Source organism: Pseudochrobactrum asaccharolyticum (assembly GCF_003314995.1).
GTDB lineage: Bacteria > Pseudomonadota > Alphaproteobacteria > Rhizobiales > Rhizobiaceae > Pseudochrobactrum > Pseudochrobactrum asaccharolyticum.
Genome location: NZ_QNRH01000006.1, coordinates 54,810 through 69,283 on the forward strand (window position 1 = coordinate 54,810; position 14,474 = coordinate 69,283).

General features: G+C 50.6%; 16 protein-coding genes. 11 read left to right on the forward strand and 5 right to left on the reverse strand.

Going from position 1 to position 14,474, the window contains the following annotated elements:
• The first annotated feature begins 15 nt into the window (after window positions 1–15).
• Entirely contained in the window at window positions 16–1,497 is a 1,482-nt protein-coding gene (gene atpD / locus DFR47_RS15215; protein WP_113945267.1) for a F0F1 ATP synthase subunit beta, read from the forward strand.
• Between the two features lie 183 nt (window positions 1,498–1,680).
• On the forward strand, window positions 1,681–2,088 hold the full coding sequence (locus DFR47_RS15220; protein ID WP_113945268.1) for a F0F1 ATP synthase subunit epsilon: 408 nt from the start codon (window positions 1,681–1,683) through the stop codon (window positions 2,086–2,088).
• Between the two features lie 83 nt (window positions 2,089–2,171).
• Here the strand turns inward: DFR47_RS15220 and DFR47_RS21800 are convergent, their stop codons facing one another.
• From DFR47_RS21800 to DFR47_RS15230, 4 genes are all read right to left on the reverse strand, one after another.
• Window positions 2,172–2,318 (reverse strand): hypothetical protein, encoded by a 147-nt coding sequence (locus DFR47_RS21800; RefSeq protein WP_170137515.1) that lies wholly within the window; start codon window positions 2,316–2,318, stop codon window positions 2,172–2,174.
• A 70-nt stretch (window positions 2,319–2,388) separates the two neighbouring features.
• A complete protein-coding gene (locus DFR47_RS15225; protein ID WP_113945269.1) occupies window positions 2,389–2,688 on the reverse strand; it encodes an ElaB/YgaM/YqjD family protein in 300 nt (99 codons plus the stop codon).
• 133 nt (window positions 2,689–2,821) lie between these two features.
• Window positions 2,822–3,322 (reverse strand): hypothetical protein, encoded by a 501-nt coding sequence (locus DFR47_RS21805; protein WP_210207327.1) that lies wholly within the window; start codon window positions 3,320–3,322, stop codon window positions 2,822–2,824.
• 58 nt (window positions 3,323–3,380) lie between these two features.
• On the reverse strand, window positions 3,381–4,055 hold the full coding sequence (locus DFR47_RS15230; RefSeq protein WP_113945270.1) for a GntR family transcriptional regulator: 675 nt from the start codon (window positions 4,053–4,055) through the stop codon (window positions 3,381–3,383).
• Between the two features lie 280 nt (window positions 4,056–4,335).
• Here DFR47_RS15230 and DFR47_RS15235 point away from each other — a divergent pair, with 280 nt between their 5' ends.
• The 8 genes from DFR47_RS15235 (at window position 4,336) to DFR47_RS15270 (ending at window position 12,921) form a co-directional block, all read left to right on the forward strand.
• On the forward strand, window positions 4,336–5,229 hold the full coding sequence (locus DFR47_RS15235) for a dihydrodipicolinate synthase family protein (protein ID WP_113945271.1): 894 nt from the start codon (window positions 4,336–4,338) through the stop codon (window positions 5,227–5,229).
• A gap of 114 nt (window positions 5,230–5,343) precedes the next feature.
• Window positions 5,344–6,621: an NAD(P)/FAD-dependent oxidoreductase gene (locus DFR47_RS15240; protein WP_113945272.1), complete on the forward strand. Its 1,278-nt coding sequence runs from the start codon at window positions 5,344–5,346 to the stop codon at window positions 6,619–6,621.
• Between the two features lie 8 nt (window positions 6,622–6,629).
• Window positions 6,630–7,631, forward strand: coding sequence for a 4-hydroxyproline epimerase (locus tag DFR47_RS15245; protein WP_113945273.1), 1,002 nt, complete (start codon window positions 6,630–6,632; stop codon window positions 7,629–7,631).
• 425 nt (window positions 7,632–8,056) lie between these two features.
• The gene (locus tag DFR47_RS15250) at window positions 8,057–8,965 is read left to right on the forward strand and encodes a branched-chain amino acid ABC transporter permease (protein ID WP_113945274.1); all 909 of its coding nucleotides are present in this window, start codon (window positions 8,057–8,059) and stop codon (window positions 8,963–8,965) included.
• 1 nt (window position 8,966) lies between these two features.
• Window positions 8,967–10,361 (forward strand): high-affinity branched-chain amino acid ABC transporter permease LivM, encoded by a 1,395-nt coding sequence (livM, locus tag DFR47_RS15255; RefSeq protein WP_113945275.1) that lies wholly within the window; start codon window positions 8,967–8,969, stop codon window positions 10,359–10,361.
• Window positions 10,361–11,653, forward strand: a complete 1,293-nt coding sequence (locus DFR47_RS15260) for an ATP-binding cassette domain-containing protein (protein WP_113945276.1) — start codon at window positions 10,361–10,363, stop codon at window positions 11,651–11,653. The genes livM and DFR47_RS15260 overlap by 1 nt, the downstream gene beginning before the upstream one ends.
• A complete protein-coding gene (locus DFR47_RS15265; RefSeq protein ID WP_374788407.1) occupies window positions 11,653–12,384 on the forward strand; it encodes an ABC transporter ATP-binding protein in 732 nt (243 codons plus the stop codon). Before DFR47_RS15260 ends, DFR47_RS15265 begins: the two co-directional genes overlap by 1 nt.
• Before the next feature lie 192 nt (window positions 12,385–12,576).
• Window positions 12,577–12,921 carry a DUF6867 family protein gene (locus DFR47_RS15270; RefSeq protein WP_113945278.1) on the forward strand — a complete coding sequence of 115 codons (345 nt, stop codon included), beginning with the start codon at window positions 12,577–12,579 and terminating at the stop codon, window positions 12,919–12,921.
• A gap of 1 nt (window position 12,922) precedes the next feature.
• On the opposite strand, the gene DFR47_RS15275 is transcribed toward DFR47_RS15270, so the two are convergent.
• Window positions 12,923–13,165, reverse strand: a complete 243-nt coding sequence (locus DFR47_RS15275) for a hypothetical protein (protein ID WP_113945279.1) — start codon at window positions 13,163–13,165, stop codon at window positions 12,923–12,925.
• Between the two features lie 59 nt (window positions 13,166–13,224).
• Here DFR47_RS15275 and DFR47_RS15280 point away from each other — a divergent pair, with 59 nt between their 5' ends.
• Window positions 13,225–14,337, forward strand: a complete 1,113-nt coding sequence (locus DFR47_RS15280) for a branched-chain amino acid ABC transporter substrate-binding protein (protein ID WP_113945414.1) — start codon at window positions 13,225–13,227, stop codon at window positions 14,335–14,337.
• The last annotated feature ends 137 nt before the right edge of the window (window positions 14,338–14,474 follow it).

Sequence of the window (14,474 nt, forward strand, 5' to 3'; positions counted from 1 at the left end):
GGAAGGTAAGGATCGATGGCTAAAGCAGCGACACCGAAAACTACCAAGACCACGGCAAAGGCTAAGTCCGGCGCGGCTGCATCAGGTGCAGTCGGCCGTATCAAGCAGGTCATCGGCGCTGTCGTCGACGTCCAGTTTGATGATCATCTGCCTCTGATCCTGAACGCGTTGGAAACCGACAACCTCGGTAACCGTCTCGTTCTGGAAGTTGCTCAGCATCTTGGCGAAAATACAGTACGTACCATTGCTATGGACTCGACCGAAGGTCTGGTTCGTGGTCAGGAAGTACGTGATACCGGCGATGCGATCCGCGTTCCGGTAGGCCCTGAAACACTCGGCCGTATCATGAACGTAATCGGTGAACCAGTTGATGAAGCTGGCCCGATTGTGACTGCTGCGACCCGCGGTATTCACCAGCCGGCACCTGAATATATCGAACAGTCACCTGAATCGGAGATTCTGGTAACCGGTATTAAGGTTGTGGATCTTCTCGCCCCTTACGCTAAAGGTGGTAAGATTGGTCTGTTCGGTGGTGCGGGCGTTGGTAAAACCGTTCTCATCATGGAACTCATCAACAACGTGGCTAAAGCCCACGGTGGTTACTCGGTATTCGCCGGTGTTGGTGAGCGTACCCGTGAAGGTAACGATCTCTATCACGAAATGATCGAATCCGGCGTTAACAAGCTGGGTGGCGGCGAAGGCTCGAAAGCAGCCCTCGTATACGGTCAGATGAACGAGCCGCCAGGTGCGCGTGCCCGTGTTGCTCTCTCCGGTCTGACGATCGCTGAAAGCTTCCGTGATGACGGTCAGGACGTGTTGTTCTTCGTGGATAACATTTTCCGCTTCACACAGGCTGGTTCGGAAGTGTCCGCGCTTCTCGGCCGTATTCCTTCCGCTGTGGGCTATCAGCCGACACTGGCAACGGATATGGGTCAGATGCAGGAACGCATCACCACCACAACCAAAGGCTCGATCACTTCGGTGCAGGCAATTTACGTTCCTGCTGATGACTTGACTGACCCTGCGCCTGCGACATCCTTTGCGCACTTGGATGCGACTACGGTTCTTAACCGTTCGATCGCTGAAAAGGGTATTTATCCTGCGGTTGATCCGCTTGACTCAACATCCCGTATGCTTGACCCGATGATCGTTGGTGAAGAGCATTACGAAGTTGCCCGTCAGGTTCAGTCAATTCTGCAGCGCTACAAGTCGCTTCAGGACATCATCGCCATCCTTGGTATGGACGAATTGTCTGAAGAAGATAAGTTGACAGTGACACGTGCCCGTAAAATCGAGCGCTTCCTGTCCCAGCCATTCTTCGTGGCTGAAATCTTCACCGGTTCGCCAGGTAAGCTGGTTGATCTTCAGGATACAATCAAAGGCTTTAAAGGCCTTTGCGCTGGCGATTACGATCACCTGCCTGAAGCAGCTTTCTACATGGTCGGTTCGATTGAAGAAGCGATTGAAAAAGCACAGAAGCTGGCAGAAGCTGCTTAATGTGATTGGTCAGGCAGACTTTGGTCTGCCTGACTGTTCTCTCAACAGTTTGCAGGCATAGCCTCACTTTTGAGATATAATTTCGCAGCGTATTTCCGTTTATTGTGATTGACCGCTGAACTATTGAATTCAACGCCGGAACGCCGCGAATGCGGACAGGTTCAGGGATTTTGAGTGAGAAACATGGCTGGAACCTTCAAATTTGAACTGGTATCACCGGAACGTCTTCTGCTTTCTGCTGAAGTCAGCGAAGTGGTAATTCCTGGCAGCGAAGGCTACCTGACTGTTCTGGCCGGTCACGCTCCTTTGATGACCACTATCATTCCTGGTAAGGTTACTGTGAAGACTGCGGATGGTAAAAGCGATGCTTATATCGTCTTCGGCGGCTTTGCTGATATCACACCGGAAGGTTGCTCTTTGCTGGCAGAATCCGCACTTCATATTGATGAAATCAAGCGTGAAGATATTGCGGCTCGTATTGAGCATGCTCGTAAGCTTGTTGATGATGCATCCTCTGCGGAACACCGCACCAAGGCAGAAATGTTCTTGCATCAGCTGACAACTCTGGAAGGCGCAATTCTGCCTGCATAAGTCAGAGACGCATCCGATATTTAAAAAAACCGCGATAGAAATATCGCGGTTTTTTTATGCCTGAAATACAAGCTTCTTGGCGACTAGTTTTGCTCAATGGAGACGCCTTGCTCGTCGATTTTGAGCTCAACACCCTTCGGCTTGGATTCTTCTCTGTAGGTATAGATAGAAAAGCCGGCAATAATCACGAGCAATGCGCCGAGCAGAATATAAAGGCTGTTCTTATTCATAGAACCTCCGTGTTCATATTCAGGTGTAGGCAGCCTGTGTGACAGGCTGCCTGATAACTGATGAAGTTGCTTAGCGGCGAGCCAGCAGTGCAAGTACCAAACCGATACCTGCTACGACCGCTGCGGTTGCCAGCGGATTTTCACGGGCGGTCTCGGATACAGCCTGAGCCTGATGCCGGACTTCACGGGCAGCGACACGGCCACGTTTACGTAATGTTTCGTAGGTATCTGACGCACTGTCACGCGCATCATCGTAAAGTGCAGATCCTTGCTCGGATAATTTTTTGGTTACTGAAGCCAGTTCTTTTTTCAGTTCCGCAATCTGATCTTCAAATGTCTTTTCTGCATCATTACGCAGTTTGCTAGCCATGCTGATCTCCTTATTGCATCTTTTTCGACCGGAAGATGGTGTCTCCGGTCAGATTTTCAAAGAGATAACGCTGCAGATGGGAATAAGTTCCCGCTTCGCGATAAGTGTGCGTAATGATTATTCAGGCGCAGTTTCAATCAGCTTGTAATCGTGTCGAGCAGGGATCAATAACGACGCCATTATCAAAACGATTGGTCAGCATACCGCTGACCTCAACCTGATCACCGGCTTTCAGGGCGCTGTTGTCATATTCAAGGCAAATGACCTGTAGTTTTTGATCGGGGCAGAGTTCAGTGACGGCGATAGGGTCATTCTGATGTACGGCTTTGACCTTGGCACGCAGTGTGATTTCCGGCCATTGCTCTGATGATTTGTCCCATTTTTCTGAAAGAGCACCAATCGTCTTGCAACTGGTGACGACAGGGCCTTGGTAATCACTGTCCGGCGTCTCAGAAAAGCCGGTGGTAACAGAGAGAAACAGAATACAAGTGGCAGAAAAAGCTTTGCTGTAAAAAAGCGGATTTACAGCGGTTCCAGTAGGACTGAATCGTAGGAACCGCTGTAACTTTTTGTTTTTACGCATTATCCGACGCAAAACCGCTTCACACTTTTGCTGGAAATGCTCTAAAATCATAATACTGCCTATAAACCTTTTCTGCGAGAAACAGGCTTATCGGCATGAAATACGGCACTTATGGGGTGAGTGTACGCAAATGTGCGATCAGCTGCTTGGCGCTTTCAACCGCTGAATTTTCATCGCGGCTGACAATGGCTTCAATCATACGGGTATGCGCAGCGGCAGAATCTGCAAGACTTTCATCGCGGCGTAAGCGGAACCAGAACCGGCGGCTGTGGCTCTGTAAAGGAGCGGCCAGACGGGTGGCGTAAGGATTGAGTGAGGCGCTGCCGAGAACTTCGTCGAAAGCTTTGTCTGCATCAAGAAACAGCGGAATGTCCTGCGTGGTTGCTGCTTGTTTCATCATAACCGCGGCTTCACGCAGTTTATCATGCTCATAGGTACCGGAATAACGAGCAGCATCACGACAAAGAATCTGTTCAACACCTTCGCGCGCATCAAGAACCTTGGTAAAGTCTTTCGGATCAAGCGCGGTAATAGCAATACCGGAGCGCGGACGGACTTCCATCAGTCCTTCCCATGCCAGCCGCTGAATGGCTTCACGAACGGGTGTGCGCCCCATACCGGTCAGTTCAATCAGAACCCGCTCATTGGTGACACTGCCCGGTTGCAGAGACAGGGTGACAATATGGCGTTCAAGCAGGCGATATGCCTGATCAGAGAGGCTGAGTGCAGAAGCGGCCGGAGAAGTATCCAGCTGTACATCATTGTTCGTAAGTGGCCCTGACATAAAGGCTGTGTCCTTATTATTGATAGGCAGTGCATGCCGGTATGGCTGATGCCTGCTTTTGTTTCTGCGGAGCCGATATTGCGTTGATGCAATATTCAGGGTGTCTAATATTCGATGATATTTGCCCGAGAGATACTACAGCTAAGGCCTTTTCTCAATATCTGCCCATCAATGAACGCTTGTGCGATGGTTCTCGCCCCCGATTATTGCTGTGCAGAATTCAGTTGACTTCCAATTCCTATTTAGATATATCAGTAGTATATCAATTGGGAGTTATGATATGTGGTCAGGTATTTTTCCGGCAGTTACAACAAAATTTACTGAAAATGATGCGCTGGATCACAAAGAAATGGAGCGTTGCTTCGGCCTGCAGATTGATGCGGGCGTCGATGGCTTTGTGGTTGGCGGCTCACTCGGTGAAGGCCCGATGCTTTCTGCTGAAGAAAAGCTGGATGTTTTTAAAACAGCTCGTTCAGTTGCGGGTAAGCGTCCGGTGCTGATGACTGTGTTTGAAGCGGGCACGCGTGAAGGTGCGGCGGCCGCAAAAGCTGCGGCAAAAGCCGGTGCCGACGGCCTGATGGTTGTGCCAAGCCCGATCTATTTTACCAATCCTCAGGAAACCGTCACGACCCTCAAAGCAATGGCTTCTGCCGGTGGTCTGCCTGTGATGATCTATTCCAACCGCATGGCCTACCGTGTGGATGTGACCGGCGAGTGCCTTGAAGAGCTGGCGAAAGACGATCTGTTCGTTGCGATCAAGGAATCGTCAGATGATATCCGCCGCACGATTGATATCGTTAATCAGTTCGGCGATCGCTTTGATTTGTTTACCGGCGTTGACAATCTGGCATTTGAAGCGCTGACAACTGGTGCAATCGGCTGGGTAGCCGGTGTTGTTACATCGCTGCCGCGTGAGACGGTGGTGCTGTATCAGCTCATCAAGCAGAAGCGCTATGATGAGGCATTGTCGCTCTATCGCTGGATGCGTCCGCTGCTTGATCTCGATGTTTCGACCTATCTGGTACAGAATCTCAAGCTGATTGAAGTGCATGCCATCCAGTCGAATGACCGCGTTCGTCTGCCGCGTCTGCCACTGAGCGGCGAGCGTCTGGCACAGGTTGAAAAGATTGTAAAACAGGCACTGGCAACACGGCCTGAGCTGCCAAAAATCTGATGCGAAACAACCCCGGTTAATTCAGTTTAACCGGGGTTTTTCCGTAGCAAGAACCGTTTTTACGGCGTAAGGTCTGCATAATCAGAATTATAAACAGGGCAGGCAGGAGGGCACATGGCGTCGGTTGATAACGTCAATGTGGATGGGAATCAGAAACATTCTGAAGTGATTATTATCGGGGCAGGTATTGTCGGGATTGCTGCAGCAGCGGTGCTGAGCGAAGCCGGACATTCTGTGCTGGTGCTGGATCGCACGGGGATTTGTGAGGAGACAAGTTCCGGTAATGCGGCAGCTCTGGCTTTTTCAGAAATATTGCCGCTTGCTTCAAAGGGCGTGATGAAGAAAGTGCCGGGCTGGCTGCTGGACCCTCTGGGGCCTTTTGCTATCCGTCCTTCTTATGTCGTTAAATTGCTGCCATGGCTTTATCGTTTCTGGCGTGCCAGCAGCGCATCTGCACTTCGCAACAGCACGCAGGTGCAGGGGCAAATGATGCAGCTGGCAGAAAAGGAAATGTTGGCACTGGCAGAGCGCGCCGGTATTACGGATATGATCCATCATGAAGGCAATCTTGAGCTTTATGAAAGTGAAGCCGAACTGCAGGCGGCAATGTCCGGTTGGGAAGCCAAAAAGCAGGCCGGTATTGATTTCAAGGTGGTGCGCGGCACAGAGCTGGCGGCCTTGCAGCCCGGATTAGATGCACGTTTTGTGGTCGGTTGCTTTGTACCAAAATGGAAGAACGTTTCTGATCCGAAACTCTATGGCAAAGCGCTTTGGGCCTATGCGGAAAAACTGGGCGCGCGCTATCAGCAGGCCACAGTTTCAGCGATTACTCAGCGGCCAACTGGCGCGGAAGTGACACTTGCCAATGGTGAAGTGCTGCATGGCAGAAAACTGATTATTGCAGCGGGTGCGTGGTCTCATCATTTAAGTGCGCAGCTTGGCGATGCTGTGCCGCTGGAGACAGAACGCGGCTATAATACGACTTTACCGGTTGGTGCCGGTGATATCCGTCGTCAGCTGACATTCCCCGGGCATGCCTTTGTGATTACGCCGCTGACAACAGGTGTGCGTGTCGGTGGTGCCGTGGAACTGGGCGGGCTGATCCTGCCGCCCAATTATGCGCGCTCAGAAGCTATGCTGAAAAAGGCGAAGCAGTTCCTGCCGCAACTGAAAACGGAAGGCGGGCGGCAATGGATGGGTTACCGTCCTTCGACGCCGGATACATTACCGGTGATCGGCTATTCCTCGACCTCGAATGATATCATTTATGCTTTCGGACACGGCCATCTGGGGCTTACCCAGTCTGCAGCGACTGCGCGACTTGTGACCCAGCTTTTAAATCATGAAACAACAGCGCTGCCTGTCAGTGCTTTCAGTCCAAAACGGTTTTGAGAAACATCATGGCAAAACATTCGTTCTTTTGTGTTGACGGTCATACTTGCGGTAATCCTGTTCGGCTTGTGGCCGGAGGCGGGCCGAACCTGCACGGCTCCAATATGATGGAAAAGCGCGCGCATTTTCTTGCCGAATATGACTGGATCCGCACCGGTCTGATGTTTGAGCCGCGCGGTCACGACATGATGTCCGGTTCTATTCTTTATCCGCCGACACGCGATGATTGTGATGTGGCAGTATTGTTTATCGAGACATCCGGCTGTCTCCCGATGTGCGGGCATGGTACAATCGGTACAGTCACAATGGCTATTGAGCAGGGGCTGATTACTCCAAAAGTACCGGGCAAAATCAATCTCGATACACCGGCGGGTAAAGTTGCAATCGAATATGAGCAGAACGGGCAATATGTGGAAAGCGTGCGGCTGACCAATGTGCCGGCATTCCTGTACGCTGAAGGATTAGAGGTCGAGTGTCCTGATCTCGGCTTGCTCAAAGTTGATGTCAGCTATGGCGGTAATTTCTACGCAATTGTTGAGGCGCAAGAAAATTACACGGATCTGGCCGATTATTCGGTGCTTGATCTGATTGGCTGGAGCCCTGTTTTACGCCAGCGACTCAATGAGATGTATCGTTTTCAGCATCCGGAACTCGCCGATATTAATCGCCTCAGCCATATTTTGTGGACAGGAAAACCGACGAAATCCGAAGCTCATGCACGTAATGCCGTGTTCTACGGAGAAAAAGCGATTGATCGTTCACCATGCGGCACCGGAACTTCTGCCCGTATGGCGCAACTGGCGGCTCGCGGAGAACTGAAGGCCGGAGATAGTTTTGTTCACGAATCCGTGATCGGATCACTGTTTCACGGGCGGGTAGAGGCTGATGTTCAAGTAGCTGATAAGAAAGGCATAATTCCTTCTATTGCCGGTTGGGCACGCATGACAGGTTATAATACAATTTTCATTGATGACCGCGATCCTTTTGCGCATGGTTTTGTAGTCCGTTAAAGACGTCGCAAACAGAATATTGTTCAATCATCAAAACAATGCAGAACGGCGATTGACCGGTAATAAATTATGAGTAATCTTAAATTTCAGGAGCAGAGCAGGGGGCGAGTAATACTATATTACTAGTCGTATTTTCTATAGTTTCTGTGTAGTCGGGCAATTCGGTTTTTCCGGATTTGGTCATATTCGGCCAAGGGGAGCGGAAGCCTTGTCTGCTATCACAGACGCTATCGGGGGACGATTCTCTGCAATGCCATATGACTAAGCTGCGCTGTCTCACCGACATGCAGTAAGCCTATAAATTCTGGACGGTACTGCGGCAGCTTTTGCCTGCCGGATTGTGCAGTGGAGTAAACGATCTGAAATATAAGGGAAGTGCCCGTTAGCGGCGAAAATAATTCAGATCAGAAAAGGGTGACTTTGCAATGGAATATTTTATCCAGCAAGTGATCAACGGGCTGACGCTCGGGTCAATCTACGGATTGATCGCCATCGGCTATACCATGGTTTATGGTATTATCGGCATGATCAATTTTTCTCATGGTGATGTTTTTATGCTCGGCGCCTTCATGGCGCTTATTGTTTTTTTGATACTGACAACCTTTGTCGGTGCAGTGCCTGTGGTGCTGGCAATCCTGCTGATGATGATCGTCGCCATGATCCTGACCAGTATGTGGAGCTGGACCATTGAGCGGGTTGCTTACAGACCGTTGCGCGGCTCTTTCCGCCTTGCACCGCTGATCACTGCGATTGGTATGTCTATTGCATTGTCCAACTTTGTTCAGGTGACACAGGGCCCGCGCAACAAGCCGATCCCTGCGCTGATCAATGATTCCTACTCGCTGTTTGGCACGGATATTATTATCTCACTCAAGCAGATTGTTATCATTGCCGTCACGGTCGTTCTGCTGACGATCTTCTGGTATATTGTTAACCGGACCTCTCTGGGGCGCGCACAGCGTGCCTGTGAGCAGGATCGTAAAATGGCGTCGCTGCTCGGCATTAATGTCGACCGCACCATTTCCCTGACCTTTGTTATGGGGGCAGCATTGGCTGCGGTGGCCGGTACGCTTTACCTCACTTATTACGGCGTTATTTCCTTTGCCGACGGCTTTATTCCGGGCGTTAAGGCATTTACCGCAGCGGTTCTCGGCGGCATCGGCTCTCTGCCGGGTGCTATGATCGGCGGCTTGCTGATCGGCCTGATCGAAGCGCTCTGGTCTGCCTATTTCTCGATCGATTATAAAGATGTTGCTGCATTCTCAATCCTTGCGATTGTGCTGATTTTCATGCCTTCCGGCATTCTCGGCCGTCCAGAAGTTGAAAAGGTGTAACATGGCCAATACTTTTCAGACTTCTTCTGTGGCGAAGCCAAAAGCAGCACCATCGGATTTTGCAGCTGGTATTCGCGAAGGTATCATTGCAGCAATTCTCGCTTTTGGTCTGTTTGTTCTGATTGTCGGTTTTAAAACCGAGCAGAATATCAATAATGAACTGGTGCTGGTTCAGCGCTGGGGCTTGTTGTTCATCCTTGTTGCTTTGTCCGGTATTGGCCGCTTTCTGCATCGCGCTTTCCTGGTGCCTTATATGGCCAAGCGGAGTAAAGCCGAGAAACATGTGTCTGCAGGCGGTGATGTTTCTTTCTTCCGCAAGAACTTCTCGAAACTCGCAATCCTGTTTCTGTTTATCTATCCGGTGCTGATTGTCGCGACACTCGGCTTTCAGGGGTCGCTGAAATGGGTCGATAACTTCGGTATTCAGATTCTGATCTATATTATGCTGGCATGGGGGCTGAATATCGTTGTCGGTCTCGCCGGTCTGCTCGATCTGGGTTATGTGGCCTTCTATGCGGTGGGTGCTTATTCCTACGCTTTGCTGTCCTCTTATTTCGGTTTGTCTTTCTGGACGCTGCTGCCGGTCGCCGGTATTCTTGCTGCCTTCTGGGGGATCATTCTTGGCTTTCCGGTACTGCGTCTGCGCGGTGACTATCTGGCGATTGTGACACTGGCTTTCGGGGAAATTATCAGGCTTGTGCTGATAAACTGGACGGCCGTAACAAAAGGCACATTCGGTGTGTCGGGTATCGCAAAAGCGACATTCTTCGGCATTCCTTTCAAGGCCGGTCCGGATGGTTTTGCGGCAACTTTCGGCCTGCAATTCTCCGCTGCCCATTATAAAATCTTCCTCTATTACATCATTCTTCTTCTTGCTCTGCTGACTGCATGGGTCACAATCCGTCTGCGCCGTATGCCGATCGGCCGTGCGTGGGAAGCGCTGCGTGAAGATGAAATCGCCTGCCGTGCACTGGGTATCAACACGACAACGACCAAGCTGACCGCTTTCGCGACCGGTGCGATGTTCGGTGGTTTTGCCGGTGCCTTCTTCGGTGCGCGTCAGGGCTTCGTCAGTCCGGAATCATTCGTGTTCCTTGAATCCGCAGTTATTCTTGCTGTTGTGGTGCTGGGTGGCATGGGGTCACTGATCGGGATTGCGATTGCCGCGATTGTCATGATCGGCGGTACGGAAATTCTGCGTGAACTTTCCTTCCTCAAAGCTATCTTCGGACAGAGCTTTACACCTGAACTCTATCGTATGCTGATCTTCGGTCTGGCAATGGTTGTAGTGATGGTCTGGAAACCGCGCGGTTTCGTCGGACATCGTGAACCAAGTGCCTTCCTGAACGAGCGTAAGCTGGTATCCGGTTCCTTTACCAAGGAAGGACATGGCTGATGGCGGGGACAACAGTAATGGCAAATTCTCCACTTGCTGAAAAAACAAAAAGCGCCGAAACCATTCTGAAGGTCGAGCATTTATCCATGCGCTTCGGTGGTCTGGTTGCGATCAATGACTTGAGTTTTGAGGTCAAACGTGGCGAGATCACAGCGGTGATCGGACCAAACGGAGCCGGAAAAACCACAGTGTTCAACTGCCTGACCGGTTTTTACAAGCCGACAGGCGGCATGGTGACCATGCATCATACCAATGGCGATAAGTTCCTGCTGGAACGGATGCCGGATTTCATGATCACCAAAAAAGCCAAGGTTGCCCGCACATTTCAGAACATTCGCCTGTTCACAGGTCTGACTGTTTTGGAAAATCTGCTGGTGGCACAGCATAATCCGCTGATGGTTTCTTCCGGCTTTACCTTCCTCGGCCTGTTGGGTTTCCCTGCCTATAAAAAGGCAGCGAAGGATGCGATTGAAAAGGCGCGCATCTGGCTTGAGAAAATCAATCTGACCCATCGTGCGGATGATCCGGCCGGTGATCTGCCTTATGGTGATCAGCGTCGTCTGGAAATTGCACGCGCTATGTGCACCGATCCGGAAATGCTCTGTCTTGATGAACCTGCGGCCGGTCTTAACCCGCGTGAATCGGCTGAACTGAACAAGCTGCTGCTCGATATTTGTAAGGATACAGGCACATCTATTCTGCTGATCGAGCATGATATGTCCGTGGTTATGGAAATTTCCGATCATGTGATCGTGCTTGAATATGGTACAAAGATCTCTGACGGAGCTCCGCATTTTGTGCAGAATGATCCGAAAGTTATCGCAGCCTATCTCGGCGTGGATGATGATGAGGTTACAGACCTCATTGACGGAGCCGACGGTGAAATCGGGAGTGTTGATCAGCTGGTGACCCAGCTTGCAGATGTTGAGCCGTCCGAGGCTGTATCCGTAGATCGTCTGGCCGGTGGTCTGGATGCGCCGCGCAACGGTGCTGCTGATAATCTGACGCTGATCAAAGGCATTGGCAGTGTGAATGAAACCAAGCTCAATGCCCATGGTATCTATCACTTTGATCAGATTGCCGTATGGACAGATGCCGATATCAAACAGGCAGAAACTTATCTGAGCTTTGATGGCCGTATTAGCCGTGAAGACTGGGTCGGTCAGGCGAAAAAACTGTCACAAGGTGAAGCAACCGAGTTTTCAACACGTGTTGAATCCGGAAAAGTACCTTCGAGCCATGAAACACCGGCTGAAAAGGCTTCAAGCAAAAAATCTGAGGGGGGTAAATGATGCAGGCTCAAAACCCGCTTCTGGTTATTGATAAGGTTGAAACTTATTACGGCAATATCTGTGCGCTGAAAGGCGTGGATGTGACCGTGCAATCCGGTGAAATCGTTACGCTGATTGGTGCCAATGGTGCTGGCAAATCAACATTGATGATGACGATTTTCGGCTCGCCGCGCGCGCGTACCGGCCGCATTATTTTCGACGGCAAAGACATTACAACAATGCCGCCGCATGAGATTGCGAAACTGCGTATTGCGCAGTCTCCGGAAGGTCGCCGTATTTTCCCGCGTATGAGCGTGATGGAAAATCTGCAGATGGGTGCGAGCCTTGATAATCAGAAATATTTTGATGAAGATGTGAAGCTGATGTTTGATCTGTTTCCGCGTCTGAAAGAGCGCATCAATCAGCGCGGCGGCACGCTGTCGGGCGGTGAGCAGCAGATGCTGGCGATCGCCCGTGCATTGATGGCGCGGCCAAAATTACTGATGCTGGATGAGCCGTCATTGGGGCTGGCACCGCTGATCGTTAAACAGATATTCGAGGCGATCAAAGAGCTGAACCGCACAACAGGTCTGACAGTATTTTTGGTTGAACAGAATGCTTTCGGTGCGCTGAAACTCGCCCATCGCGGTTATGTGATGGTCAATGGTGTGATCACCATGAGCGGCAGCGGACAGGAACTTCTGGCTAATCCGGAAGTACGTGCAGCTTATCTGGAGGGCGGCCGCCATTAATGAGATCAGATCAGGCACAGTCTGATCACGTTCATATCGCGGTTGGTTATGCAGATTAACGCAGTCTCAGAAGGGCGGAGGCGAAAACAGGTGTCAATCCGGCAAAAATAATTGCCGCCGTGGTGTTGTCCCTTCTGAGCTGTAATAACCGGAATTATCGCATTGATATCCGGTGAATTCGGGAGATTTATTATGCAAGGCATTCTCTATGAAGAGCCGTCATTCTGGTTGTTTTTGCTGATCACCTGTATTCTTGGTGGTTGGGCAGCATGGATGACTGGACGCGCCTGCGCCCAGACATGGCGTCCTTACGCTATGTTTTTGCTCTATCTTCTGCCTTTAACGGCAATGGTACGCTTCATCCATTATGCGATGTTCGAAGGCACATTGCTGTCATTGCATTATTATCTGGTGGATCTGGTCGTACTGGCTGTTATCGGCACGCTTGGCTATCGTTTTACCAAGGTCAAGAAGATGGTTCGTCAATATAGCTGGCTCTATGAGCAAACGTCACTATTTTCCTATAAATCCAAATAAATCAGGGTTTTAACTCAATAATAACAGCATTCCCGATCCGTATTTTAAATTCGGGAATGCGTCTTGAAATTACAAGATCTGTTTTACGGGAACAAAGCAGATCTTGTGATAACTGCAGGAGCATAACTCCTGCACAGACTGCCCGGGAAACCGGTTTCTGCTTAATGATTGCATAAAAAATGACCGGCGGATTATCGGTAACTGCCTTTGGCGTGAACGCTAATTCTCCGGATTTAATAAACATAGGAAGCTGCTCTCTGGCAGACAGTTTCCGGCAAAATCATTGTAATGGGAGCAGTTATTATGAAAAAAGCATTATTATACAGCGTTGCACTTTCCTCGCTCGTCGCTTTCAGCGGCGCAGCCTTTGCGGATATCGTGGTGGGTATCGGGGCACCGCTCACCGGTCCGAATGCCGTTTACGGTCTTCAGATTCAGAAGGGCGCAGAAGCTGCTGCAGAACTCATCAATGCCGAAGGCGGGCTGAACGGCGAGAAAATCACCTTCACTCTTGGCGATGACGTATCCGATCCGAAACAGGGGATTTCGGTTGCGAATAAATTCGCGGCTGACGGCGTGAAATTCGTCATCGGCCACTTCAACTCCGGTGTCTGTATTCCGGTTTCAACAGTCTATGCCGAAAATGGCATTGTTCAGATATCACCGGGTTGCACCAATCCGGTTTATACCGAGCAGGGGCTGTGGAACACATTCCGTACTTGTGGCCGTGATGACCAGCAGGGTGTAGTTGCCGGTCAATATATCGCCGATCATTTCAAAGATGCCAAAGTCGCGGTTCTCCACGACAAGACCCCTTACGGACAGGGGCTGGCTGATGAAACCAAGAAAACCCTTAATGCTGCTGGCGTCAAAGAAACCGTTTATGAAGGCGTGAATGTCGGTGAAAAAGACTTTTCCGCTCTGATCGCCAAGCTGAAACAGGAAGGCATCAGCGTCATTTACTGGGGCGGTATGCATGCGGAAGCCGGTCTGATTATCCGTCAGCTCGGAGATCAGGGTTTGAAAGCACAGTTCATCTCCGGTGACGGTATCGTTTCGAATGAACTGGCTTCGATTGCCGGTAATGCGGTGGAAGGGACGCTGAATACATTCGGTCCTGACCCGCGCAACAATCCGGCCAATGCTGATCTGGTCAAGAAGTTCCGCGATGCCGGTTTCGAGCCTGAAGCTTATACGCTTTATTCTTACGCAGCCATGCAGTCGCTGGCAGGAGCTGCCAAGGCTGCCGGCAGCAATGATCCGGAAGCTGTTGCCAAAGAACTGAAGAAGGGAAACTTTAAAACCGTTCTCGGCGATCTGGCTTATGATGAAAAGGGCGATCCGAAATTGCCGGGTTACGTCATGTATAAATGGCAAAAAGGCGCTGACGGTAAGTTCACTTACATTCAGCAGTAAACTGCCGCGAGCAGGCTGGTGCAGAGCAGATGTGAGACCGGAGTGATCCGGTCTCACTTGAGCGAAATGGTGGCGCTGACAGAGCGACCTGTTCGCATAAAATGCTTGTATGGCTCAGAGGAATTCTGTCGGAATAG